This window comes from Pseudomonas sp. AAC (assembly GCF_000725445.1).
Taxonomy (GTDB): domain Bacteria; phylum Pseudomonadota; class Gammaproteobacteria; order Pseudomonadales; family Pseudomonadaceae; genus Pseudomonas; species Pseudomonas citronellolis.
Window position 1 is genome coordinate 100,540 of sequence record NZ_KL647100.1, and the last position, 25,419, is coordinate 125,958.

20 protein-coding genes are annotated in these 25,419 nt (G+C 68.2%); 11 read left to right on the top strand and 9 right to left on the bottom strand.

The features are described 5' to 3' along the window. Positions 1-32: 32 nt before the first annotated feature. Positions 33-698 (bottom strand): O-methyltransferase, encoded by a 666-nt coding sequence (locus tag FG99_RS24030; protein WP_043272638.1) that lies wholly within the window; start codon positions 696-698, stop codon positions 33-35. Positions 699-793: 95 nt separating this feature from the next. On the opposite strand from FG99_RS24030, the gene FG99_RS24035 reads away from it, so the two are divergent. Beyond that, positions 794-1,426, top strand: coding sequence for a TetR/AcrR family transcriptional regulator (locus FG99_RS24035; RefSeq protein WP_043272639.1), 633 nt, complete (start codon positions 794-796; stop codon positions 1,424-1,426). Between the two features lie 384 nt (positions 1,427-1,810). Here the strand turns inward: FG99_RS24035 and FG99_RS24040 are convergent, their stop codons facing one another. Together FG99_RS24040 and FG99_RS24045 are read right to left on the bottom strand one after the other, a co-directional pair. Beyond that, on the bottom strand, positions 1,811-3,304 hold the full coding sequence (locus FG99_RS24040; RefSeq protein ID WP_043272640.1) for an aldehyde dehydrogenase family protein: 1,494 nt from the start codon (positions 3,302-3,304) through the stop codon (positions 1,811-1,813). Positions 3,305-3,513: 209 nt separating this feature from the next. Beyond that, a complete protein-coding gene (locus FG99_RS24045; protein ID WP_009620356.1) occupies positions 3,514-5,190 on the bottom strand; it encodes an MFS transporter in 1,677 nt (558 codons plus the stop codon). Positions 5,191-5,567: 377 nt separating this feature from the next. Here FG99_RS24045 and ccsA point away from each other — a divergent pair, with 377 nt between their 5' ends. The 5 genes from ccsA to peaD all read left to right on the top strand — a co-directional run bounded on the left by ccsA (position 5,568) and on the right by peaD (position 12,499). Continuing rightward, positions 5,568-7,748: a cytochrome c biogenesis protein CcsA gene (gene ccsA / locus FG99_RS24050; RefSeq protein WP_081884718.1), complete on the top strand. Its 2,181-nt coding sequence runs from the start codon at positions 5,568-5,570 to the stop codon at positions 7,746-7,748. Positions 7,749-7,998: 250 nt separating this feature from the next. Beyond that, positions 7,999-9,516 carry a quinohemoprotein amine dehydrogenase subunit alpha gene (peaA, locus tag FG99_RS24055; protein ID WP_371263885.1) on the top strand — a complete coding sequence of 506 codons (1,518 nt, stop codon included), beginning with the start codon at positions 7,999-8,001 and terminating at the stop codon, positions 9,514-9,516. A 76-nt stretch (positions 9,517-9,592) separates the two neighbouring features. Further along, entirely contained in the window at positions 9,593-11,023 is a 1,431-nt protein-coding gene (peaB, locus tag FG99_RS24060) for a quinohemoprotein amine dehydrogenase maturation protein (RefSeq protein WP_009620361.1), read from the top strand. Position 11,024: 1 nt separating this feature from the next. Beyond that, positions 11,025-11,348, top strand: a complete 324-nt coding sequence (gene qhpC, locus FG99_RS24065) for a quinohemoprotein amine dehydrogenase subunit gamma (protein ID WP_009620363.1) — start codon at positions 11,025-11,027, stop codon at positions 11,346-11,348. 29 nt (positions 11,349-11,377) lie between these two features. Next, positions 11,378-12,499 (top strand): quinohemoprotein amine dehydrogenase subunit beta, encoded by a 1,122-nt coding sequence (gene peaD / locus FG99_RS24070; RefSeq protein WP_043272641.1) that lies wholly within the window; start codon positions 11,378-11,380, stop codon positions 12,497-12,499. 45 nt (positions 12,500-12,544) lie between these two features. On the opposite strand, the gene FG99_RS32540 is transcribed toward peaD, so the two are convergent. Then, the gene (locus tag FG99_RS32540; protein ID WP_009620367.1) at positions 12,545-12,706 is read right to left on the bottom strand and encodes a PSPA7_2676 family Cys-rich small protein; all 162 of its coding nucleotides are present in this window, start codon (positions 12,704-12,706) and stop codon (positions 12,545-12,547) included. A 304-nt stretch (positions 12,707-13,010) separates the two neighbouring features. Between FG99_RS32540 and FG99_RS24075 the strand changes: the two genes are divergently transcribed. After that, complete coding sequence (locus tag FG99_RS24075; RefSeq protein ID WP_043272642.1) at positions 13,011-13,805, top strand: SDR family NAD(P)-dependent oxidoreductase; 795 nt, start codon at positions 13,011-13,013, stop codon at positions 13,803-13,805. Between the two features lie 461 nt (positions 13,806-14,266). On the opposite strand, the gene FG99_RS24080 is transcribed toward FG99_RS24075, so the two are convergent. After that, complete coding sequence (locus FG99_RS24080) at positions 14,267-14,833, bottom strand: TetR/AcrR family transcriptional regulator (RefSeq protein ID WP_043272643.1); 567 nt, start codon at positions 14,831-14,833, stop codon at positions 14,267-14,269. 73 nt (positions 14,834-14,906) lie between these two features. Beyond that, the gene (locus FG99_RS24085) at positions 14,907-15,824 is read right to left on the bottom strand and encodes a LysR family transcriptional regulator (protein ID WP_009620382.1); all 918 of its coding nucleotides are present in this window, start codon (positions 15,822-15,824) and stop codon (positions 14,907-14,909) included. Between the two features lie 293 nt (positions 15,825-16,117). Between FG99_RS24085 and FG99_RS24090 the strand changes: the two genes are divergently transcribed. From FG99_RS24090 to FG99_RS24105, 4 genes are all read left to right on the top strand, one after another. Further along, a complete protein-coding gene (locus FG99_RS24090; protein ID WP_043272644.1) occupies positions 16,118-17,137 on the top strand; it encodes a zinc-dependent alcohol dehydrogenase family protein in 1,020 nt (339 codons plus the stop codon). A gap of 419 nt (positions 17,138-17,556) precedes the next feature. After that, positions 17,557-18,015, top strand: coding sequence for a (2Fe-2S)-binding protein (locus FG99_RS24095; RefSeq protein ID WP_043272645.1), 459 nt, complete (start codon positions 17,557-17,559; stop codon positions 18,013-18,015). Between the two features lie 11 nt (positions 18,016-18,026). Continuing rightward, a complete protein-coding gene (locus FG99_RS24100) occupies positions 18,027-20,285 on the top strand; it encodes a xanthine dehydrogenase family protein molybdopterin-binding subunit (RefSeq protein WP_043272646.1) in 2,259 nt (752 codons plus the stop codon). 150 nt (positions 20,286-20,435) lie between these two features. Beyond that, complete coding sequence (locus FG99_RS24105) at positions 20,436-20,771, top strand: ribonuclease E inhibitor RraB (protein ID WP_043272647.1); 336 nt, start codon at positions 20,436-20,438, stop codon at positions 20,769-20,771. Between the two features lie 334 nt (positions 20,772-21,105). Here the strand turns inward: FG99_RS24105 and FG99_RS24110 are convergent, their stop codons facing one another. The 3 genes from FG99_RS24110 to FG99_RS24120 all read right to left on the bottom strand — a co-directional run bounded on the left by FG99_RS24110 (position 21,106) and on the right by FG99_RS24120 (position 25,390). Further along, positions 21,106-23,058, bottom strand: a complete 1,953-nt coding sequence (locus FG99_RS24110) for an acetoacetate--CoA ligase (RefSeq protein ID WP_043272648.1) — start codon at positions 23,056-23,058, stop codon at positions 21,106-21,108. Between the two features lie 114 nt (positions 23,059-23,172). Continuing rightward, a complete protein-coding gene (locus FG99_RS24115) occupies positions 23,173-23,943 on the bottom strand; it encodes a 3-hydroxybutyrate dehydrogenase (RefSeq protein ID WP_009622234.1) in 771 nt (256 codons plus the stop codon). Between the two features lie 55 nt (positions 23,944-23,998). Next, the gene (locus FG99_RS24120) at positions 23,999-25,390 is read right to left on the bottom strand and encodes a GntP family permease (protein ID WP_043272649.1); all 1,392 of its coding nucleotides are present in this window, start codon (positions 25,388-25,390) and stop codon (positions 23,999-24,001) included. Positions 25,391-25,419 lie beyond the last annotated feature (29 nt).

The following is a 25,419-nucleotide window of genomic DNA, read 5'->3' on the forward strand; positions in this document are numbered from 1 at the left end:
CGGCCATGGGCCGGCGGGGCGGCAGCGCTCGTTCAGCCCAGCCGCAGGCTCAACTCGACGTCTTCGGCGAAGGGCACCGACAGGTAGCCGTTGCCGATATCGCGTACCCGCGCCAGGTACTCCGGGCTGTGGTCGGCGTTGTCGGCGACGATCAGCGCGCCGGGCCGCAGGCGGCTTTCCACCAGGGCGAGGATTTCCGGGTAGAGCGCCTTGGCGCCGTCGAGCAGCAGCAGGTCGATGCGCTGCGGCAAGTCGCGCGCCAGGGTCTGCAGGGCATCGCCCTCGCGGATCTCCACCAGATCGGCCAGGCCTGCGGCATTCAGGTTGGCCTGGGCGCGCAACACCTTGGAGGCCTCGAACTCGCTGCCGATCACGCGGCCGCCGCCGTTGTCGCGCAGGGCCGTGGCGAGATGCAGGGTGGAAATGCCGAAGGAGGTGCCGAACTCGACGATGCTGCGAGCCTGGCAGCTGCGCGCCAGCATGTAGAGCAGCACGCCGGTGGCGCGCGAGACGGGGAGCGGCAGGTCCTTCAGGCGGCCGTAGAGGTCGCGGTACTCGGTCTTGCTGGCCATCAGGCGCGCCAGTTCCTCGCCGGACAGGCCGGTGACGGCGGGGCTTCTGCCCGGCTCGCTGGCATCGGCCTCGGCGAACAGGCGTTCCAGCAGTGGGGCGACGGGGGCGGTGGTGAGGGTGCTCATGCGGGGACTCCGAAGGTTGGTTGAGCGCTCCAGGGCGCCCGACTAGAATGCGACGAATTCGTCAGGTTTCACTATTCGCATTCCCGGAGCACCCCATGAGCGAACGCCGCAGCCCGCGGATTGCCTCGCGCAAGCAGCCGCGCCAGGCCCGCTCGACCGAGCTGGTCGCCGCCATTCTCGACGCCGCTGTTCAGGTTCTGGCGAAGGAGGGCGCGCAGCGCTTCACCACCGCGCGGGTGGCCGAGCGGGCCGGCGTCAGCGTTGGCTCGCTGTACCAGTACTTCCCGAACAAGGCGGCGATCCTGTTCCGCCTGCAGAGCGACGAGTGGCGCCAGACCGGCGAGATGCTGCGCGGCATCCTCGAAGACTCCCGGCAACCGCCCCTGGCGCGCCTGCGCACGCTGGTGCACGCGTTCGTCCGCTCGGAATGCGAGGAAGCGGCAGTCCGCACCGCGCTCAGCGACGCCGCGCCGCTGTACCGCGATGCCCCCGAGGCGCGGGAGGCCAAGGCGGCCGGCGAGTGCATCTTCCAGGCCTTCATGGAGGAGGTGCTGCCCGATGCGTCGAACGAGGCGCGGGCGCTGGCGGTGGACCTGGTCACCACCACGCTCAGCGCGGTGGGCAAGCAGTTCTCCGAAGCGCCGCGCACGGAGGAGGAAATCGAGCGTTATGCCGGGGCGATGGCGGACATGTTCTGCGCCTACTTGCAGGGGCTCGCGGCGGGCTGACGGGGATGTAGGGCGTATAACCGTTCGCGGTTATACGCCGCCATTCCGAGCGGCATGATCAACCGGGCGTCAGATGGGCCCTCCGAACGGCGGATAACGCTTCGCGTTATTCGCCCTACGTATCGCCGTAAGGCACGACGCTGCCGCCGTCGTAGGATGGGTTGAGCGAAGCGATACCCATCGCCACCACCGCATGGGTTTCGCAAGCTCAACCCATCCTACGAAAGCACCTCGGCGCCTAGGATGACGGGGAGGATCGCGGACGGAGTCCTCCTACAGGTTGATGCCGCCGCGGGCAAAAAAATCCCCCGACCACTCGCGCGGCCGGGGGATGAAAACGCCGGCGCAGGGGGTAACGCGCCGGACGCGGTAGGACCTTTTGCCTTACAGCTTGATCAGCACCGATTTCACCTCGGTGTAGTGCTCGATGGCGGCGGCGCCCATTTCGCGGCCCAGGCCGGACATCTTGTAGCCGCCGAAGGGCAGGGCCGGGTCCAGGGCGCTGTGGCAGTTGACCCAGACCGAGCCGGATTTGATCTTCGGGATCATCCGGTGCACCGCGCCCAGGTCGTTGGACCAGATGCTGGCGCCCAGGCCGTAGGGGCTATCGTTGGCCAGGCGGATGGCTTCGTCGAGGTCGTCGAAGGGCATGGCCACCAGCACCGGGCCGAAGATTTCTTCCTGCACCAGCGGGTTCTTCTGGTCCACGTCGACGATCACCGTCGGTTTCACGAAGTAGCCGGGGCCGAACTGTTCGCCGCCGCAGGCGATGGTGGCGCCTTTCTCGCGGCCCAGTTCGATGTAGTTGTGCACGCGCTGCTGCTGGCGGGCGGAGATCAGCGGGCCCATGTCCACGCTCGGGTCCAGGCCGTTGCCCAGCTTCATGCCGTTGGCGATGCCGGCGATGTCGGCCACCACGTTGTCGAAGTGCTTGCGCTGCACGTACAGCCGCGAGCCGGCGCAGCACACCTGGCCCTGGTTGAAGAAGATGGCCTGGGCGGCGCCGGCGGCGGCGCTGTTCAGGTCGGCGTCGGCGAGGACGATGGTCGGCGACTTGCCGCCCAGCTCCAGGGTCACGCGGGTCATGTTGTCCATGGCCGCCTTGCCGATTTCCTTGCCCACGGCGGTGGAGCCGGTGAAGGTCAGCTTGTCCACCTGCGGGTGGTGGGTGAGGGCGGCGCCGGCGTTGACGCCGGTGCCGGTGACCACGTTGAACACGCCCACCGGGTAGCCGGCCTCCAGGGCCAGCTCGGCCAGCTTCAGGGCGCTGAGCGGGGTTTCGTCGGCCGGCTTGAGCACCACGCTGCAGCCGGTGGCCAGCGCCGGGCCGAGCTTCCAGCAGGCCAGCAGCAGGGGGAAGTTCCAGGCGACGATGGCGCCGACCACGCCGACGGCCTCGCGGCGGATGAAGCCGTGGAAGTCGTCGTTGGGCATCAGCGGCATGGACACCTCGACGCTGGAGCCTTCGATCTTGGTGGCCCAGCCGGCCATGTAGCGCAGGAAGTCGATGCCCAGCTGCACGTCCATCACGCGCGCCACGGCGGCGCTCTTGCCGTTGTTCAGGCATTCCAGCTCGGCCAGCAGGTCGGCGTCGCGTTCCATCAGGTCGGCGAGCTTCCACAGCAGGTTCTGCCGCTCGCGCGGACGCATGCGGCTCCAGGGCGAATCGTCGAAGGCCTGGCGGGCGGCGCGCACGGCGCGGTCGACGTCGGCGGCGCTGGCGGAGGGCACCTGGCAGAGCACTTCGCCGGTGGCCGGATTGCGCAGGTCCATGAGGGCGCCATCGGCGGCACCGGTCCAATCGGCACCGATGAGCATCTTCGGCGCGCGCTGCAGGAAGGCGCGGGATTCGGGCTTGATGGGCAGGGAAGCGAGCATTGCGGTTGCCTCTTGTTGAGTTGTCCAGGCGGCTATCGCAACCGCTATGCCAAGCCGGTCAATTTAATTCAACCTATTGAATCAAAACGATTTAATCGAAAAAGAGCCGAGCAATTCCGCGCCCCGCTGTCGCAGCTTGCGACAGCCCTGAGACAGCCACCAACGAAACAGCCCGCACGGGGCGGGCTGTTTCGCGAGGCGGGCGCGGCTCAGGCGTGGTGGATTTCGCGGTCCTTGGTTTCCGGGAGGAAGAAGGTGCCGAGGATGGCCGTCATCACCGCGATGACGATGGGGTACCAGAGGCCGTAGTAGATGTCGCCGGTGGCCGCCACCATGGCGAAGGCCACGGTGGGCAGGAAGCCGCCGAACCAGCCGTTGCCGATGTGGTAGGGCAGCGACATGGAGGTGTAGCGGATGCGCGCTGGGAACAGCTCCACCAGCCAGGCGGCGATGGGGCCGTAGACCATGGTCACGTAGATCACCAGCACGGTCAGCAGCAACAGCACCGCCAGGTGGTTGGTCTTGGCCGGGTCGGCCTTCTCGGGGTAGCCGGCGTCCTTGAGCGCGGCGCTCATCTGCGCGGTGAAGGCTTCGGACTGCGCCTTGAAGTCCGCCGCGGGCAGGCTGCCGCCCTCGAAGCTGGCGATGACCTTGTCGCCGATGTGCACCTGGGCCACGGCGCCGGTTTCGGCCTTGACGTTCTCGTAGGGGATGGCCTTCTTCGCCAGCAGGCTCTTGGCCTGGTCGCAGGAGCTGGTGAATCTGGCCTTGCCCACCGGGTCGAACTGGAAGGCGCAGGCGGACGGGTCGGCGACCACGGTGACCGGGTTCTTCTCCTGGGCGGCGAACACCTCGGGGTTACCGAACTCGGTCAGGCCCTTGAAGATCGGGAAGTAGGTCAGGGCCGCGAGGATGCAGCCGGCCATGACGATCTTCTTGCGCCCGATGCGGTCGGACAGGCTGCCGAAGAACACGAAGAAGGGCGTGCCCAGCAGCAGGGAACCGGCGATCAGCAGGTTGGCGGTCTGCGCGTCTATCTTCAGCGTCTGCAGCAGGAAGAACAGCGCGTAGAACTGCCCGGTGTACCAGACCACGGCCTGGCCGGCGGTGCCGCCGAGCAGCGCCATGATCACCACCTTGAGGTTGTCCCAGCGGGCGAAGGATTCGGTCAGCGGCGCCTTGGAGGCCTTGCCTTCTTCCTTCATGCGCTTGAACACCGGCGACTCGGAGAGTTGCAGGCGGATGTACACCGAGATGGCCAGCAGCAGGATGGAGAGCAGGAAGGGGATCCGCCAGCCCCAGTCCTCGAAGGCCTCGTTACCCAGGCCGGTGCGGCAGGCCATGATCACCAGCAGCGAGAGGAACAGGCCGAGGGTGGCGGTGGTCTGGATCCACGAGGTGAAGAAGCCGCGCTTGCCCTTGGGCGCGTGCTCGGCCACGTAGGTCGCCGCGCCGCCGTACTCGCCGCCCAGCGCCAGGCCCTGCAGCAGGCGCAGGCTGATGAGGATGATCGGCGCCGCCACGCCTATGCTGGCGTAGCTGGGCAGCATGCCCACCACGGCGGTGGAGATGCCCATGATGACGATGGTGATGAGGAAGGTGTACTTGCGCCCGACCAGATCGCCCAGGCGGCCGAACACGATGGCGCCGAAGGGGCGCACCGCGAAGCCGGCGGCGAAGGCGAGCAGGGCGAAGATGAAGGCGGTGGTCTCGTTGACCCCGGCGAAGAAGTGCTTGGCGATGATCGCCGCTAGCGAGCCGTAGAGGTAGAAGTCGTACCATTCGAAGACGGTGCCCAGGGAGGAGGCGAAGATGACCTTGCGCTCCTCCCGGGTGATGCCGTTGTGGGGTGTGTTGCCCGCGGTCGGGCTGTAGGTCTGCGCCATGTTCTTCTCCGTCTTGTTCTTGTGATGGGCCGGAGTCCTTAACCACCGTTGCCGCACTCGGGCCATGGGGTTGATGCAGCGGAACACGGATAGTCGAAGCGAGACTGCAGGCAGGCTTCAGGCTGGCCCGGCAAGGCGTGCGGGCCATCTAGAAGCATAAACGCCATCTTCCAGATATCCAGCCGCGGCGGATCGGCTAGAACTAAGGGAGCTGTCTCAGGCTGCAATGCCTGTCGCGAATTGCAACGCCGCGCCGCCCCCGGCTTTGCGCCAAGCCACTGTCGCGCAAGGTGTTTTCGGCGCTGGCACACAATATGTAGAGGCCCGGATGCGCAATCCCGCGGACACAAGCGGGAGACATTCCAAGGAGGCCCGATTTGAAGAGGACGTTCACTCCGTTGCCCGTGTTGCCCGGGTTTGGCGCCCTGGTCGCCACCTGCCTGCTGCTCTGGTTCCTGCCGTTGCTGGGCAACGCCTGGCTGTGGATCGCCGCCGTGCTCATCGTCCTCGGCGCCGCGCGGCCTCAGTGGCGTTCCCCGGCCTGGCCGCTGGCCCTGGGGGCGCTGTGCGGCGCCTGCCTGGCGCTGGCCCTGCACCTGCTGGCCGACCATTTCCAGCTGCGCTACGCCTGGCTCTACAGCAGCGCCGGGCTGCCCGGCTACCTAAAGATGGCCAACCTCTGGGGCGGCGACGAGGGCACCGTGCTGCTGCTGGCGACCTTCTGCACGGGCATCGCTGCCGGCCAGGCGCGCCGGGTCGGCTGGGCCGGGCGCGGCATGGCGCTGGTGGCCGCCTGGTATGTGGCTACCGCGGCCTGGCTCGGACCCTTCTCCGCGACGCCGGCGGACTGGCTGGCGGCGCAGCCCAGCCAGGGCATGAACGCCCACCTGCAGACCTTCTGGATGGCCTTCCACGCGCCCTTGGTGCTGGCCGCCTACGCCTGGGCCCTGGCGCCGGCCGGGGCGGCGCTGGATGCCCTGGGCGGTGGTGGCGAGGCCTACGCCGCCGTGGCCCTGCGCTATGGCCGGCGCGCCTGGCTGGTGCTCAGCGCCGGCATCGGCGCGGGCATGGCCTGGGCCATGGAGGACTTCACCTTTGGCCAGCTGTGGCACTGGGACCCGGTGCAGACCTCGGCCTTCGTGGTCTGGGCGCTGCTCGGCGCGGTGCTGCACGGCGCGCGGCGCTGGCGCCCGGACGGGGCCAACCGGCGCCTGCTGCCGCTGCTCAGCCTGCTGGCGGCGGCCATGGCCTGCGGCGCCCTGGCGGTGACGCGCAGCACGGTGCTGGCCAGCTCGCACCGCTACATAGGCACCACCTCCTTGCTGGCCCACCTGGGCCTGGCGGCGGTGCTGCTGGCCCTGGCCGGCTGGGCGACGCTGCGGGCGCCGCGCACGGCGGGGCGCAAGACGCGTTCGGACTGGACCATGGACCTGGCCATCTATCTGTTCGCCGGCAGCGCGCTATTGGCCCTGGGCGCGTTGCTGCAGGCACACCTCTACGAATGGCTGGGGCTGGAGCGGCCGAGCGACCTCAAGCCGTTCTTCGAGACGCTTACCGCCTGGGCCACCACCGACGAGATGAACGGCCTGCGCCGCGCCTTCGACCAGTGGGACGTGGACGGCTACGGCCTGGTGCGCTGGCTGCTGCCGCTGCTGGGCCTGCTCGGCCTGGTCGGCGGCTACAGCTTCCTGCGCCGCAGCGGCTGGCCGAAGCTGGCGTTGCTGGCGAGCCTGGCGATGGCCGTGGCCATGCTGCTGGTGGGTTGGCACGGCGGCTGGCTGAGCGCCGGCTACAGCGGCCAGGGCATGCTTTCGCAGAACATCGTGGTGGTGCTGCCCTGGCTGGATGCGGCGCTGCTGGGTGGCGCCTTCCTGCTGGCGTCCTGCGCCTTCTGGTGCGTGCTAGCGCTGTGGCGCAGCCGACGCCTGGGCAACCTGCGCTACAGCGGCGGTGTGGCGCTGATCCATGGCGGCGCGGTGGTCGCCCTGGTCGGCGGGCTGGCGGCCACGGCGCTGAACACCTACCTGCAGGTGACCATCCCGCCCGGCGCCTCTTTCGAGCAGTGGCAGGCGCTGGCCAACGGCATGCAGTTGCGGGTGCTGCCCGACAGCACCCGGGCGGACCGCGCCGGCTACCACTCGGTGGCGCGGGTGGAGCTGCGCGAGGGCGGCCGCCAGTTGGAGGGCCATGCGCTGTTCCAGGACAGCCGCGGCAACCCGCCGGCCTACCAGGGCCCGGTGCGCCAGCTGTGCGAGATCCTCGACTACCACTACGCGCGCTTCGCCTCGGACCGCGGCTATGTGCTGCACCCCTTCATCATCCGCGGCTGGCTGGGCGACCTGCAGGTGTGGGTGCCGGCCTCGCCGCGGCTGATGGGGCAGAAGGGCGAGGCCATCGAGAGCCTGGTGGTGATCCGCAGCTACCCGCTGCTGTCCTTCGTCTGGCTGGGGCTGGCCTGCATGCTGCTCGGCGCCTTGCTGTTGCCCGGCGCGGGCGTATCGCGCAAGCGCGTCCATACTGCATCCCAGGCGCGCCTCGGTGGCCTGTCTCAGAGTTAGACAGCAATCGCGAAATTAGACGCGCCAACTTGTCGCAGGGTGGCTCGGAATACCGTCGAAAGCCTGATTCGACGGGGCTTCCAGGGTAGTGGCACACAACCTGCTAAACAGCTGGAGAGCTAGACGGAACCAGCTGTTCGCCCAGCGGTGGGCACAGAACAATTTCAACAAGAAACACCGAGGAGGCCTGATCTTGAAGATGACACGACTTCGGCACTACCTGGGCGCCGGAGCCCTGGCCACGCTGGCCATGGCGCTACAGCAACCGGCCCATGCCGCCGATGGCCAGACCATCATCAACGCCAAGTGCATGGCGTGCCACACCCCTGAGGGCAACAATTCCCTGAGCCGCATCAGCCACCAGCGCAAGACGCCGGAGGGCTGGCTGATGAGCATCGCGCGGATGCAGGTGATGTACGGCCTGAAGATCAGCGACGAGGATCGCCGCGCGGTGGTCAAGTTCCTCGCCGACAAGCAGGGCCTGGCGCCCAGCGAGACCGACGGCGTGCGCTACGCCCTGGAGCGCCGGTTGAACACCGTCGAGCACTTCGATAGCAACTTCGAGCAGATGTGCGCCCGCTGCCACTCGGCCGCGCGCATCGCCCTGCAGCGCCGCCCGGCGGCGGAATGGGAGAAGCTGGTGAACTTCCACCTGGGCCGCTGGCCGTCGCTGGAATACCAGGCGCTGTCCCGCGACCGCGACTGGTTCGACCTGGCGAAGAAGGAGATGGTCCCCGAGCTGGCCAAGCGCTACCCGCTGGACAGCAAGGCCTGGAGCGACTGGCAGAAGAACCGGCCCAAGGCCGAGTCCCTGGCCGGCGAGTGGAGCTTCGCCGGGCACATGCCGGGCAAGGGCGACGTGGCCGGCACCATGAGCGTTTCCGGCGGCGCGGACGACCAGTTCAAGGTCAGCGTCAAGGGCCAATACGCCGACGGCACGCCGTTCGACGGCGAGGGCAGCGCGGTGCTGTACAACGGCTACGAGTGGCGCGGCAACGTGAAGGTCGGCGACGTGACCCTGCGCCAGGTGTTCGCGGCGCTCAAGGGCCAGATGCAGGGCCGCATGTTCGACAAGGCCCATGACGAGCGCGGGCTGGACTTCGTCGCCGCGCAGAAGGGCACCAGCCACGTGCTGGGCGTGCAGCCGGCGTTCCTCAAGGCCGGCAGCGAGGCCGAGGTCAGCGTCATCGGCAGCGGCCTGAAGGGCAAGCCGTCGTTCGGCAAGGGCGTGGAGGTGGTCTCCGTGGTGTCGGAAACCCCCGAGCGTGTGACCGTGAAGGTCAAGGCCGATGCCTCGGCCGCAGCGGGCGAGCGTGAAGTCAGCGTCGGCAGCGCCAAGGGCGGCAGCCTGGCGGTCTACCAGGACATAGCCGAGGTCAAGGTGGTGCCGGAGTTCTCCGTCTCGCGCATCGGCGGCAACGGCGGTTCCACGCCCAAGGTGCAGGGCAGCTTCGACGCCGAGGCCTGGGGCAAGGGCGCCGACGGCAAGCCGTTCCGCATCGGCGTGTTCCCGGCCAAGTGGTCGGTGGAGCCCTTCGACGACCGCGCCAAGGAAGACCAGGACGTCAAGTTCGCCGGTGTGATGGACGCCGACACCGGCATCTTCACCCCGGGCGACGCCGGCCCCAACCCCGAGCGCAAGATGATGACCAACAACGCCGGCAACCTGAAGGTGATCGCCGCCGTGGACGACGCCGGCAAGACGCACCAGGGCGAAGGCCACATGATCGTCACCGTGCAGCGCTGGAACAACCCGCCCATTCCGTGATCCGGGGTGGGATGAACTGAACGCATGAACCCCCGCCCGCGGGCGGGGCGTACCAAGCAAGTTCCGGGAGGTCGCCATGGGCGCCATCTTGAATCTGGTCGAACGCAACCTGCACGAAGTGCGGGTGGACGCCGACCGCCTGTTGTTCCACATCCCCAGTTCCTCGCTGTTCGCCAGCGACGAGCTGACCGGCGGGATCATCGATGCCCTGCGCGGGCACGCCTGCTCGCCGGAAGAGCTTTCGCAGCGCCTGGCCGGGCGCTTCGAGGCCAACGAGATCGACGAGACCCTGCGCGAGCTGATCGCGCTGGAGCTGGTCAGCGACGGCTCGCCGCTGACGCCTGAAATTGGCATCAAGAAAGTTGACCGCACGGCGCTCAACACCGTGGTGCTGAACGTCAACACCGGCTGCAACCTCAGCTGCACCTACTGCTACAAGGAAGACCTGGACAAGCCCTCGGCCGGCAAGAAGATGGGCGCGGAAACCGCCGAAGCCTCGGTGGAGATGCTGCTCAAGGAATCGCCCGACGAGAAGCGCTACACCGTGGTGTTCTTCGGCGGCGAGCCGCTGTCCAACCGGCCGCTGATCGAGCACATGGTGGCCTACTGCGAGCGCCGCTTCGGCGAGTTGGGCAAGCAGGTGGAGTTCGTCATGACCACCAACGCCACGCTGCTCACCGAGGAGATCGTCGACTGGCTCAACGCCCACCGCTTCGGTCTTTCCGTCAGCATCGACGGGCCGAAGACGGTGCACGACCGCAACCGCATCACCGTGGGCGGGCAGGGCACCTATGACGTGGTGCGGCGCAAGGCCGACATGCTGCTGTCGCGCTACACCAGCCGCCCGGTGGGCGCGCGGGTGACCCTGACCACCGGCGTCACCGACGTCGAGACCATCTGGAACCACCTGTTCAACGAGATGGGCTTCGCCGAGGTCGGCTTCGCCCCGGTGACCTCCGGCGACATCAGCAGCTACAACCTCACCACCGACGAGTTGCAGCAGGTGTTCGCCAACATGAAGGCCCTGGGCCGCCGCTACCTGGCGGAGGCGCTGGAGGGGCGCAACATCGGCTTCTCCAACCTGCACCAGCTGATCACCGACATCCACGAGGGGCAGAAGAAGGCCCTGCCGTGCGGCGCCGGGCTGAAGATGCTGGCGGTGGACCACAAGGGCGAGCTGAACCTGTGCCACCGCTTCACCGGCTCGTCGCTGCCGACCTTCGGCAACGTGCATAACGGGGTGAAGCAGGCCGAGCTGAACGAGTTCCTCTCCCAGCGCCTGGACCGCACCGACACCGGCTGCGCCAGCTGCCGCATCCGCAACCTGTGTTCCGGCGGCTGCTACCACGAGAGCTACGCGCGCTACGGCGACCCGGCGCACCCCACCTACCACTACTGCGAACTGATGAGGGACTGGGTGGACTTCGGCATCGAGGTCTACAGCCGGATCATGGCTTCGAACCCCAGCTTCATCGACCGCCACATCACTCCGCGGAAGGCGCACTGACATGAAACATCTCAAAGCGATCAACAACAAGGCGCAGCAGCTGGAGCAGGCCGCCGCCGAGGACCGCATCGAGGACGTGGTGGCGATGAACTCGGTCGCCGGCTGCGCCTCCACCACCGACCCGGGCTGGGAGATCGACGTGTTCGGCGGGGTTTCCTCGCTGTGCCAGCCGATGGAGGCCGACCTCTACGGCTGCTCCGACCCCTGCTGGTGGCCGGCCCAGGTGCCGGACATGATGAGCACCTACCCCGACTGGAACAAGGACGCGCAGGCCTCCGCGGAGAACTGGCGCAACCTCGGCACCGTATTCCCGGACGACAAATGAGCGGACAGAAGAACAAGAGGAAGCACTGCATGTCCAGAAAAGCATTCGCCGCCGTCCTCGGTGGCCTCTCGCTGGCCTGCGCGCTGCACGCCGCAGCCGCCGCCAACGAGGACAAGGCCCTGGAAAGTGGCCACGAGTACCTGGTGTCCACCAACTACCCGAACAACCTGCACGTCATCGACATGCAGACCGACAAGCTCTACAAGACCTGCACCATTCCCGGCGCCTATGGCCCGGGCATGATCCAGCTGTCGCCCGACCGCAAGATCGCCTACGTGCTGAGCAACCACTACGCGGACATCTACGGCCTGCAGCTGGACGACTGCAAGCCGGTGTTCCACGCCACCATCGCGCAGAAGCCGGGCGAGAACGCGCGCTCGATGTTCTCCATGACCGTCAGCCACGACGGCAAGGAGGTCTATGCCATCGCCAACCCGACGCTGATCCTCGCCGAACACTACGAGGTGCAGCAGCCGCGCCTGCAGGTCTACGCCGCCGACGGCGGCATGGACGCCAAGCCGATCCGCACCTTCCCGGCGCCGCGCCAGTTGACCATCATGCAGACCGGCGACGACGGCACCCTGTACGTGGCCGGCCCGGACATCTACAAGGTGGACGTGAAGACCGGCAAGTTCGACGTGCTGATCCCCAGCCGCAACTGGAAGCGCCCGAACTACTCGCCGCCGGACGTGCTCTACGTGTGGAACCAGCAGACCTACCCGCGCGACTTCTCGCTGCTGTACACCACCGCTAAGTTCAAGGACGCCAAGCAGGACCCGGCCACCGCCGACTACCTGTACGGCTTCTTCAACATCGACCTGGCCACCGGCAAGACCGAGACCGTGGACTTCGGCCCGGTCACCGAGGTGTACTTCAGCGGCATCCGCTCGCCGAAGGACCGCAACGTGATCTACGGCGTGCTCAACCGCCTGGTCAAGTACGACATCAAGGCGCAGAAGGTGGAGAAGGCGGCCAACCTCGACCACTCCTACTACTGCCTGAGCGCCAACAAGGCCGGCACCAAGCTGTACCTGACCGGCACCCTGAACGACGTGGCGATCTTCGACGCCGACAGCCTGGAGCGCATCGGCGACCTGAAGCTGCCCGGCGGCGACATGGCGATCACCACCAGCCAGGCCTTCATCCGCTGAAAACGCCGGGCGCCGCCTGCTGGCGGCGTCCGGTCGGGCTTTTTTTCAGGCGCCGGGGTCGACGACTTCCGGCTCCGCTTCCTCCGCGCTCAGGTAGCGTTGTGCGCCGCAATGGCTGCAGCGCTGATGAAGCATCAGCACCTCGCCCACGCGGGTGGGCACGCCCTCGCTCCAGCGGCAGCCCAGGAAAAAGCAACGTAATCGCATGAGACCTCCCGTCGGGAATGGCTCCCGAGCGCAGAACAGGCAGCGTGGGTTCGGATCGTCCCGGCTTGTTCTTGTCTGGCGACGGTCGCGGCCAGCATCCGCCCGGCGCTCTAGAATGGGCAATCTAATCGCCGCAGGGCCCGCGGGACGGGGCTGCGCGGCCTTGTCGCTCCAACTGGCGTCACCTTTTCGGTCGATTGACCCGCCGGGGCATATCCCTAGCATCCGGGGTGGCGGCGGTTCCGCACCCGGTGCGGACGCCAGGTTTCGAACGATGGGGGCCACGAGGGCCCGGGGTGAAGCAATGAGCAAGAACAAGAACGGCCGCGCGCTGGTGACCGGCGCCTCCGCCGGCATAGGCGCGGCCTACGCCCAGCGCCTGGCGTCGCGGGGCCACGACCTGCTGCTGGTGGCCCGCGACCGCGAGCGCCTGATGGCCCTGGCCGCCTGCCTGCAGGCCGAGTACGGGGTGGACGTCGACATCCTGCCGGCGGACCTGACCGAGCCGAAGGAGCGCGCCCGGGTGGAAGCCCGCCTGGCCACGGACGCCGACATCGACATGCTGGTGAACAATGCCGGGATGGCGGTCAAGGGCAGCATGGTGGAGGCGGGGCTGGACCAACTGGAACAGATGATCACCCTCAACGTGCTGGCCTCGGCGCGCCTGGCCGGCTGCGCGGCCAAGGCCTTCGCCGCGAAGGGGCGGGGCACCATCGTCAACCTCACCTCGATCCTGGCCCTGGCGCCGGAACAGTTCAACGGGGTGTACAGCGGCACCAAGGCCTTCCTGCTCAACCTGAGCATCTCCATGCAGCAGGAACTGGCGCCCCTGGGCGTGCGCGTGCAGGCGGTGCTGCCGGGCGCAACTCGCACGGAAATCTGGGACCGCTCGGGCACCGACGTGCCGGAAGACATCCTCATGGAAGTCGGCCACATGGTCGACGCCGCCCTGGCCGGCCTGGCCCAGGGCGAGGTCATCACCATCCCGGCCTTACTCGACATGCAGGACTTCGAAGCCTACACCCGCGCCCGGCAGAACCTGGCGCCGCTGCTCTCCGGGCGCTTCCCGGCGGAGCGGTATGGGGTGCGGGTGGATTGAGCCGGGGCATTCCGGAGCGCGCGGCTTTTCGTAGGAGCGAGGGGGACGCCTAGTTCTTGCTCGCGAACGGTGTTTTGCCTGGGGTTGCGGGTGCCGGAGCTGAGAGCGCCCTCTCCCTAACCCTCGGCTGCGCGCCCCGCCCTGAAGGGAGAGGGGACCGTTCGGAGTGCGCTGATATTTCTGTGTTAGCCGGCTTGTACCGAGTTGCCGGCTGGCACCAAATCCTTTCTCGGCACGGACAAGCCCCCTCTCCCTTCAGGGAGAGGGCTGGGGAGAGGGAGCGGAGTCAACCCGATGCGCCGACATCGCCGGCGAATTCCCCTGTAGGAGCGCGCCCTGCGCGCGAAATCGCGGGCAGGGCCCGCTCCTACACCGGCCGAGAATACCGCGCGTCCCCGTAGGAGCGGACCTTGTCCGCGATAGCCGGACATATCGGCGCGATTCGCGGATGAGATCCGCTCCTACAGTTCGCCCGCAATATCGCGCTTGAGATAACGCCGGGTGCTTTCCAGAATGCGCCCGGACAACGCCGGATCGGCCACGCTGCGCGACAGCAGCAGTGCACCGACCAGCGTCGCCAGGGTCGCCACCGCCTGGTCCGGATCATGGCCCTCGGGCAGAACCTTCTCCAGGCGCTCCAGGCGCTGGACAAGGGCCAGGTCGGTAGTCGGGCTGGGCTTGCCGCGGGCGCCCAGCTCGGCGCTCAGGGTGGGGAAGGGGCAGCCGCGCTCGGGGTGGTCGCGGTGCTGCTCGGAGAGGTAGTCGTCGATGAAGTTCGCCAGCGCGTCCGGGCCGCCGAAGGTCCTGCCGGCCACTTCGGCGAGCTGCTCTGAAGCCGCCTGCAGGGCGATTTCCACCAGCTCTTCCTTGGACTTGAAGTGCGCATAGAAGCCGCCATGGGTCAGTCCCAGGGCCTTCATCAGCGTCTGCAGGCCGGTGGCTTCCACGCCCTCGCTGCGGAAACGCCGCGAGGCTTCGTCGATGATGCGCTGGCGCGTCTGGGCCTTGTGGTCTTCGGGGTAGCGCATGGACGTGTTCCCGGGCTGAATGACATGTCGGTCGTCATTCTAACCCCTAGGACCGATCCTGCGTCGTAGGACTTCAGACCAGGCTGTCGGGATCGCCGACGAACATGCTGATGCGCGAGCGCAGCCAGCGTTCGGCCGGGTCGTTGTCCTGGGCGCCGCGCCAGACCAGCGACAGCTCCGCCGGGCGCGGGGTGAAGGGCGGGTCCTCGGCGCGCAGGCCGCCGGCGGCGGTCAGCGCCAGGGCCGCGTAGTCCGGGACGGTGGCGATCAGGTCGGTGCCGGCGAGCAGCGCCCCCAGGCCGTTGAACTGCGGCACCGCCAGCACCACCTGGCGCTTGCGCTCGAGGGTCGCCAGCTGTTCGTCGACGAAGCCTTCCAGGTCGCCGGCGTAGGACACCATGGCGTGGGGCCGGGTGCAGTAGTCGTCCAGGCTCAGCGGGCCGGGCACCGAGTCGGCGCGCAGCACCTTCCATTTGCTGCGGCGCAGGGTCTTGCGCTTGGCATTGGCCGGCAGCTCGTCGGTGTAGCTGACGCCCGCGGAAATCTCGCCGGAGGCCAGCAGCTGCGGCATCAGCAGGTAGTTGGCGCGGCGCACCACCAGGACGATGCCCGGCGCCTCGGAGCGCAACCGGCGCAGCAGCGCCGGCAGCAGGCCGAACTCGACGTCGTCGGAAAGGCCGATGCGGAACACCGACTTGCTGGTGGCCGGGTCGAAGTCGGCGGCGCGACTCAGCGCGGTGGAAATGGAGTCCAGCGCCGGCGACAGGTGGCCGAAGATCTCCTGGGCCCGCGCGGTAGGCTCCATGCTGCGGCCGGTGCGGACGAACAGCGGGTCGTCGAACAGGTTGCGCAGGCGCGCCAGGGCCGCGCTGATCGCCGGCTGGCCGAGGAACAGCTTCTCGGCGGCGCGGGTCACGCTGCGCTCGTGCATCAGCGTTTCGAAGACGATCAACAGGTTGAGGTCAACCTTGCGGAGGTCGTTGCGGTTCATGGGGGCTCCCTGACGATGGGGGAAAAGTGAAGCGCGGCGCGTCTGGCGTCAAGGTCTGACGGATAAGTCCTTGATCATTTTCCGCATTCTTCCTTAGCAAGACGCTTCATTGCCGTTATCCTTCCCTACTGCGCAGCCGTATTTTTCGGGCGTTGCCTGGCGCTCCGGCCTGCGCGATCGATATGCCTGCGGAATCATCGGCATTTATGTCGACTATCGATAGCGGTGGGTAGCAAGCACAAGAAAGCCCGGATAGAGTCCGTGGCTATAAAGCATCAAAGGCGAGGTATGTGATGTCCCGCATGATCCGATTCCACCAGTTCGGTGATGCCTCGGTACTCAAACTCGAGGAAGTCCCGACCCCACGGCCGGGGCCGGATGAAGTCCTGATCCGCACCCAGGCGCTGGGCGTGAGCTGGCGCGACGTGCTCTGGCGGCAGAACCTGGCGCCCGACCAGGCCCAGCTGCCCGCCGGGATCGGCTACGAACTGGCCGGCGTGGTCGAGGCGGTGGGCGTGAACGTCACCGATCTTGCGCCCGGCATGGCCGTGGCCAGCTTCCCGGCCGACTCGCCGAACCAGTACCCGGCCTGGGGCGATTACGTGGTGATGCCGCGCACCTCGCTGACGCGCTACCCGGACAACCTCACCCCCGTCGAGGCCGCGGTGCACTACACCGGCCTGCTGTACGCCTACTTCGCCCTGGTCGAGCTGGCCGGGCTGCAGCCGGGCCAGCACGTGCTGATCACCGAGGCCGGGCACTGCCTGGCGCCGCAGTCGATCCAGCTGGCCAAGGCCCTGGGCGCCAAGGTGATCGCCACCACCAGCCACGAGAACACCCGCGACTTCATCCGCAGCCTGGGCGCCGACAAGGTGATCTACACCGAGGAGCAGGACCTGGTGCTGGAGGTCGAGCGCTTCACCGACGGCAAGGGCGTGGAAGTGGTCCTGGACCAGTGCGCCGGCCCGCAGATGAAGCTGCTGGGCGACGTCGCCGCGCCGCGCGGCAAGCTGATCCTCTACGGCATCAACGGCGGCAACGACGCCACCTTCCCGGCCTGCGCGGCCTTCAAGAAGCACCTGCAGTTCTACCGCCACTGCGTGCTGGACTTCACCGGCCAGCCGGAAATCGGCCTGACGCGCAACGACGAGGCGGTGCAGCGGGCGTTGCAGGCGATCAACCAGATGACCGCCGACCAGTTGCTCAAGCCGAGCATCGACAAGGTCTTCGACTTCGCCAAGTTCCGCGAGGCCAGCAACTACATGGAAAGCTGCCCCGGCGGCGGCCGGGTGGTGATGAAGGTCGCCGACTGACCTACCTGCCCGCGCAATGCCAGAAGCCACTCTCCGGAGTGGCTTCGGTGTTTCTGCGTCCCCGTTTTTCGTAGGAGCGCCAAACCTGTAGGAGCGGGCCCTGCCCGCGATTCGCGCGCAGGGCGCGCTCCTACAAGGGGCACGGCGCGAGGCAGCCCATACAAGCGGATCTTATCCGCGAATCGCGCCGGGATGTCCGGCTATCGTAGACAAGGGCCGCTCCTGCAAGGAATGGCGTGGGTGGGCCGCATCCACCGCAGGATCGGGCAAGCCTGCGCAGGACCGGGCAAGCCACTGGGCGGGGTTTTCCCGTATCGTCGCGGCATTCGGCCAGGGAAGCGCCTAGGCTGAATCCATTCCCCACGGAGCGGCCTTGGCTCCGGACTTCCACATCACCCGAACAAAGAGGTGAGCGCCTGATGATCAAGCTGAAACTCAACGGCAAGGACCACGAATTCGACGCGCCCGGGGAAATGCCCCTGCTCTGGGCGCTGCGCGACGTCGCCTTGCTCACCGGCACCAAGTATGGCTGCGGCATGGCCCTGTGCGGGGCCTGCACCGTGCACGTCGACGGCCAGCCCACGCGCTCCTGCGTGACGCCCCTGGCGGCGGTGGCCGGCAAGCAGGTCACCACCATCGAGGCGGTGGCCGAGCAGGCCGCCGGCAAGGCGGTGCAGGAGGCCTGGCGCAAGCTGGACGTGGTGCAGTGCGGCTACTGCCAGTCCGGCCAGATCATGTCGGCCACGGCGCTGCTGGCCGGCAACAAGAGCCCCAGCGACGCCGACATAGACGCGGCCATGAGCGGCAACATCTGCCGCTGCGCCACCTACGTACGCATTCGCGCGGCCATCCACGAAGCCGCGCAGAACCTGGCCTGAGGAGGCGCGACATGGCAGACCTGCAGCAACGAGCCAGCCGTGAGCCGGAAGATGCCGGCGACGGCATCCTCAACGTCAGCCGCCGGCATTTCCTGCGCGGCGCCGGCGGCCTGGCCCTGGGCATCTACTTCGCGCCGCTGCTGGGACGCTTCGGCGACCCGCAGGCCGCCGCGGCCAAGGCCTTCGAGCCCAACGCCTTCGTGCGCATCGCCCCCGACGGCACGGTGACGGTGATCGCCAAGCACGTGGAAATGGGGCAGGGCAGCTACACCGGCCTGGCCACCCTGCTGGCCGAGGAACTGGACGCCGACTGGAGCAAGGTCCGCGTCGAAGGCGCCCCGGCCGACGCCAAGCGCTACGCCAACCTGGCCTTCGGCACCCTGCAGGGCACCGGCGGCAGCAGTGCCATGGCCAACTCCTTCGAGCAGATGCGCAAGGCCGGGGCCACGGCCCGGGCCATGCTGGTGGCCGCGGCGGCGCAGCAGTGGAAGGTGCCGGCCGAGCAGATCGAGGTGCACGATGGCGTGGTCGAGCACAAGGCTTCCGGGCACAAGGCCGGGTTCGGCCAACTGGCCGAGGCGGCGGCCAAACAGCCGGTGCCGGCGGAGGTGAAGCTCAAGGCGCCGGAGGACTTCAAGCTGATCGGCCAGGTGAAGCTGCCGCGCAAGGACAGCCAGGACAAGACCGACGGCCAGGCACGCTTCACCCAGGACGTGCACCTGCCGGACATGCTGGTGGCCGTGGTGGCGCACCCGCCGCGCTTCGGCGGGGTGCCGAAAAAGGTCGACGACAGCAAGGCCAAGGCCGTGCCCGGCGTGGTGGCGGTGGTGCAGTTCCCGGGCAGCGACTCGCGCTTCGCCGGCGTCGCCGTGCTGGCGAAGAACACCTGGGCCGCGCGCCAGGGGCGTGACGCCCTGCAGGTGGAATGGGACGAGAGCAACGCCTTCCGCATGGGCAGCGCCGAAATCTTCGCCAGGTACCAGGAACTGGCGGCCAAGCCCGGCGTGGTGGCGCGCAACGAGGGCGACATCGCCAAGGCGCTGGACAAGCCGGCCAAGCTGATCGAGGCGCAGTACCAGTTCCCGTTCCTGGCCCATGCCTCCATGGAGCCGCTGAACTGCGTGGTCAAGCTCTCCGACGGCGCCTGCGAGATCTGGAACGGCGAGCAGTGGCAGACCGGCGACCAGATGGCGGTCGGGCAGTTGCTGGGCATCGCCCCGGAGAAGGTCTCGATCACCCAGCTGTATGCCGGCGGCAGCTTCGGCCGCCGCGCCAACCCGCACTCGGACTACGTGCTGGAGGCCGTCTCGATCGCCAAGGCGGCCCGCGAGCACGGCCACAAGGGGCCGGTGAAGATGGTCTGGACCCGCGAGGACGACACCCGCGGCGGCTACTACCGCCCGGCCTTCCTGCACAGCGCGCGCCTGGCGCTGGACGGCCAGGGCAACCTGGTGGGCTGGGAGCAGCATCTGGTGGGGCAGTCGTTCATCGTCGGCACGCCCTTCGAGAAGGTGATGGTCAAGGACGGCATCGACAAGGTGGCGGTGGAGGGCGCGGCGGACCTGCCCTATGCGGTGCCCAACCTGCGCGTGGAGCAGACCCTGGTGCCGGAGATCAAGGTGCCGACGCAGTGGTGGCGCTCGGTGGGCCACACCCACACGGCCTATTCCACCGAAACGCTGATCGACGAAGCCGCGGTGGCCGCCGGCAAGGACCCCTACGAATTCCGCCGCGCCCTGCTGGAGAAACACCCGCGGCACCTGGGCGTGCTCGACCTGGTGGCCGACAAGGCCGGCTGGAAGCAGCCGCTGAAGGCCGGCGGGGAAGGCGAGAAGCGCGGCCGCGGGATCGCCGTGCACGAGTCCTTCGGCAGCTTCGTGGCGCAGGTGGTGGAAGTCACGGTGAAGGCCGACAAGAGCTTCCGCATCGACCGCGTGGTCTGCGCCGTGGACTGCGGCCTGGCGATCAACCCGGACGTGATCCGCGCGCAGATGGAAGGCGGCATCGGCTACGGCCTGGCCATGGCCCTGCACAGCGCCATCACCCTCAAGGAGGGCGTGGTCGAGCAGTCCAACTTCCACGACTTCCAGGTGTTGCGGATCAACGAGATGCCGGCGGTGGAGGTGCACATAGTGCCGTCCAGCGAGGCGCCCACCGGCGTCGGCGAACCCGGCGTGCCGCCGGCGGCGCCGGCCCTGGCCAATGCCCTGGCGGCGGCCACCGGCAAGCGCATCCGCAACCTGCCGATCGGCAACCAGCTGCAGGCCTGAGGCCGGTGGTGAGGGCGGCCCGTTGCCTCGTGCAGCGGGCCGTTGCCTTTTCCGCGGCCGGCACCCGATATTTCCGGCGCGGCCGCGCCAAGGCAGGTATCCTTGTCGGCAGGCGTCCGCCCGGATGCCCCTTTCTACTGGAGCTGTGACATGACCCGCGACAAGCAACTCTTCCCCGACGACGAGATCGGTGACGCCCTGTGGGCCCTGCAGGAAGATGGCGAGGACCTTTCGTTCGAGCGTGAGGTGGAATTCGCCGTGATCTTCCCGGAAGAGCAGGCGGCGCTGGATTTCGCCATCCTCCTGCTGCAGAACGGCCAGAAGGTGGCCTATTCCGAATACGACGGCGACCCGGCCAACCCCTGGCAGGTCCTGGCCTACCCGGTGATGGGGCCGACCCACGAGAGCATCAGCGGCTACGAGGAACTGCTGGCCGAGCATTCCGAACCGCTGGGCGGCAAGACCGACGGCTGGTCGGCGCTCTGAGGCGGGATGTGGTGGAAAAAGCCGGGGCAGGTCCCCGGTTTTTTTCTGGGCGCAAGTTCATCATTCACCTGTAGGAGCAGGCCCTGCCTGCGATTTCGCGCGCAGGGCGCGCTCCTACAGGGGATGGCGAGGGTGGGGCGGCGTAGGTGCGGATCTCATCCGCGAATCGCGCCGGGATGTCCGGTTATCGCGGACAAGGTCCGCTCCTACAGGTCGACGCTGAGCTTCCCGTTCGCGCCGAACGGCTCCCTCTCCCTCTGGGAGAGGGCTGGGGTGAGGGAACGGAATCCCCTCGAACCCCAGCGGCCCCGGCCAACACCGTCGATTGCCCGCCTCAGGATTTCAACTCCTCCAGCTCCCGATACAACTCCAGCGCCTGCGGGTTGGCCAGGGCGTCGGTGTTCTTCACCGGCCTGCCGTGCACCACGTTGCGTACCGCCAGCTCGACTATCTTGCCGCTGAGGGTGCGGGGGATGTCGGCCACCGCGATGATCTTCGCCGGCACGTGGCGCGGGGTGGTGTTGGCGCGGATGGTCTGGCGGATTTTCTCCTCTAGCGACTCGTCCAGCTGCACGCCTTCGCGCAGGCGCACGAACAGCACCACGCGCACGTCGCCTTGCCAGTCCTGGCCGATGGCGATGGATTCCAGCACCTCGTCGACCTTTTCCACCTGGCGGTAGATTTCCGCCGTGCCGATGCGCACGCCGCCGGGGTTGAGCACGGCGTCGGAGCGGCCGTGGATCACCAGGCCGCCGTGGGCGGTTTCCTCGGCGTAGTCGCCGTGGGCCCAGATGCCGGGGAAGGTGGCGAAGTAGGCGTCGTGGAATTTCTCGCCCTGCGGATCGTTCCAGAAACCCACCGGGATCGACGGGAAATGCCGGGTGCAGACCAGCTCGCCCTTGCCGCTGCGCAGGCGCCTGCCGTCGTCGTCCCAGACTTCCACCGCCATGCCCAGGCCCTTGCATTGCAGCTCGCCGCGCCACACCGGCGCCGTGGGGTTGCCCAGGGCGAAGCAGGAGACGATGTCGGTGCCGCCGGAGATGGACGACAGGCACAGGTCGGCCTTGATGTCGCGGTAGACGTAGTCGAAGCTCTCGTGGGCCAGCGGCGAGCCGGTGGAGAGCAGCGTCTGCAGGCTGTCCAGGCTATGCGTCTGCGCCGGGCGCACGCCGGCCTTCTCCAGCGCGGCGATGTACTTGGCGCTGGTGCCGAAGACCTTGATGGCCTCGGCGTCGACCAGGTCCATCAGCCGTTCCGGGCCGGGGTGGAAGGGCGAGCCGTCGTAGAGCACCAGGCTGGCGCCCACCGCCAGGCCCGAGACCAGCCAGTTCCACATCATCCAGCCGCAGGTGGTGTAGTAGAACAGCACGTCGCCGGAGTGCAGGTCGGTGTGCAGCGCGTGCTCCTTGAGGTGCTGCAGCAGCACGCCGCCGGTGGAGTGGACGATGCACTTGGGCACGCCGGTGGTGCCGCTGGAATAGAGGATGTACAGCGGATGGGCGAAGGGCACCGGGGTGAATTCGGGTTCGCCGCCGCTCTGGTAGAAGTCGTTCCACAGGGTAGTTAGAGCAACTGACTTGTAATCAGTTGGGCGAGCCTCTGGCCGCGCGTAGGGCACCACCACCAGTTGCTGCAGCGATGGCAGCTTTTCCAGTATCTCGTTGAGCTTGCCGGTCAGGTCCAGCACCTTGCCGGCGTAGCGGTAGCCGGCGCAGGCGATCAGCACCTTGGGCTCGATCTGGCCGAAGCGGTCGATCACCCCCTGGGTGCCGAAGTCCGGCGAGCAGCTCGACCAGGTGGCGCCCAGGCTGGTGGCGGCGAGCATGCCCACCAGGGTCTGCCAGGTATTGGGCATGAAGGCCGCCACGCGGTCGCCCACGCCCACCCCGGCAGCGCGCAGGCTGCGTTGCAGGCCGGCGACCTGGGCGGCCAGCTCGGCATGGCTGAGGCTTTCGCGGCTGCCGTCTTCGCCTATGGCCACCACTGCCGTGGCCTCGTCGCGGCGGCGCAGCAGGTGTTCGGCGAAGTTCAGGGTGGCGCCGGGGAACCAGCGCGCGTCGGGCATCCGCGGGCCTTCCTCCAGCACCGTGCGCGGCGGGTTGTGGAAGCGTACGTCGAAGCTGTCGACGATGGCCTGCCAGAAGGCCTCGCGGTGCTCGATGCTCCAGGCGTGCAGGGCGGGGTAGTCGGCTAGCGCCAGGCCATGGCGCTGGTTGACCTGCCGGCGAAAGGCGTCCATCCGGCTGGCGGCGATGCGTTCGGCGGAAGGGGTCCACAAGGGCTTCATAGGGGCGTCCGTCCATCCACTGCTTGTCCTGTCAGTGTGGCACGGGATTGCGACGTCTTCCGCCCAGCGACGATCCGGCGCTGGCCCCCGCCGGCTGGCGGCGGGGGCGGACGCTCACTGGGCGACCCAGCCGCCGTCCATGTTCCAGGCGGCGCCGCGCACCTGGGCGGCGGCCTCGCTGCAGAGGAACAGCGCCAGCTCGCCCAGTTGTTCGGGGGTGACGAACTCCAGGGACGGCTGCTTTTCCGCCAGCAGGTCGTGGCGCGCCTGCTCGGGGCTGGCGCCCTCGGCTATGCGCGCGTCTATCTGCTTCTGCACCAGCGGCGTCAGCACCCAGCCGGGGCAGATGGCGTTGCAGGTGATGGGCGTGGTGGCGGTTTCCAGGGCGACACTCTTGGTCAGGCCGATCACCCCGTGCTTGGCGGCGACGTAGGCGCTCTTGCCGGCGGAGGCCACCAGGCCGTGGGTGGAGGCGACGTTGACGATGCGCCCCCAGTTGCGCCGGCGCATGCCCGGCAGCGCCAGGCGCGTGCTGTGGAACACCGCGGAGAGGTTGATGGCGATGATCGCGTTCCAGCGCTCCACCGGGAAGTCTTCCACGGCGTCCACGTGCTGGATGCCGGCGTTGTTGACCAGGATGTCCAGCGCGCCGAACTCGCGCTCGACGTAGGCGATCATCTCGGCGATCTGCGCCGGCTCGGCCATGTCCGCCGGGTGGTGGCCGATCCGCGTGCCGTGGCGGCCCAACTCGGTCAGGGCGCCCTCGACATCGCCGAAGCCGTTGATCACCACCTGGGCGCCGGCCGCGGCCAGGCTGTGGGCGATGCCCAGGCCGATGCCGCTGGTGGCGCCGGTGACCAGCGCGATCTTGCCTTTGAGGTTCATGGTCGTTTCTCCTGCCTGTGGCGGCCCTCAGCGGGCCGCCGGGTGGTACACGGCATCAAACGATGCCGGTTGCGTAGAAGGTAGCGATCACCACGAAGACCGCCAGGGTCTTGATCAGGGTGATGGCGAAGATGTCCTTGTAGGCCTCGCGGTGGGTCAGCCCGGTGACCGCCAGCAGGGTGATGACCGCGCCGTTGTGCGGCAGCGTGTCCATCCCGCCGCTGGCCATGGCGGCGACGCGGTGCAGCACCTCCAGGGGGATGTTGGCGGCGTGGGCGGCGGCGATGAACTGCTCGGACATGGCCGCCAGGGCGATGCTCATGCCGCCGGAGGCCGAGCCGGTGATGCCGGCCAGGGTGGTGACGGTGATGGCTTCGTTGACCAGCGGGTTGGGGATGCTCTTGAGCGCATCGGCCAGCACCAGGAAGCCCGGCAGCGAGGCGATGACCGCGCCGAAGCCGTATTCCGAGGCGGTGTTCATGGCCGCCAGCAGGGCGCCGGACACCGCGGTCTTGCTGCCTTCGGCGAGGCGGCTGCGGATCGCCCGGTAGCTGCTGGCCAGCACCAGCAGGATGCCCAGCAGCAGCGCCGCCTGCACCGCCCAGATGCCGGTGAGCTTGCTCACGTCGCTGGCCACCGGCGCGGCCATGCCGGCCAGCTGCAGGCTGTGGGTCTTGCCGTAGAGCTGCGGGATCCAGTGGGTGAACAGCAGGTTGGCCACGCCCACCAGCACCAGCGGCGAGAGCGCCAGCAGCGGGTTCGGCAGGGCGATGTCGCTGGCGGTTTCCGGCTCGTTGCGCAAGTCGCGACCGTAGCCTTCGCCGGCGGCGCGGGCGCGCCCGGCCTGGCGGCGCAGGAACAGCATGCCGGCGAAGAACACGAACAGGCTGCCGATCAGCCCCAGCCAGGGCGCGGCCCAGCCGTTGGTGCCGAAGAAGGCGGTGGGGATGATGTTCTGGATCTGCGGGGTGCCGGGCAGGGCGTCCATGGTGAAGCTGAAGGCGCCCAGGGCGATGGTCGCCGGGATCAGCCGCTTGGGGATGTCGCTCTGGCGGAACATCTCGGCGGCGAAGGGGTACACCGCGAACACCACCACGAACAGCGACACGCCGCCGTAGGTGAGCAGGGCGCACACCAGCACTATCACCAGCATGGCCTGGCGGGTGCCGAGCAGGCGGATGGCCGCCGCGACTATGGAGCGCGAGAAGCCCGACAGCTCGATGAGCTTGCCGAACACGGCGCCGAGCAGGAACACCGGGAAGTACAGTTTGACGAAGCCGACCATCTTCTCCATGAACACGCCGGTGAAGGCCGGCGCCACCGCTGACGGGTCGGTGAGGAGCACGGCGAGCAGCGCCGCGATGGGGGCGAAGAGGATGACGCTGTAGCCGCGGTAGGCGGCCAGCATCAGCAGGACGAGGGCGGCGAGGGCGATGACCACGCTCATGGGCAGTTCTCCTGGAGCCGCGCGGCGCC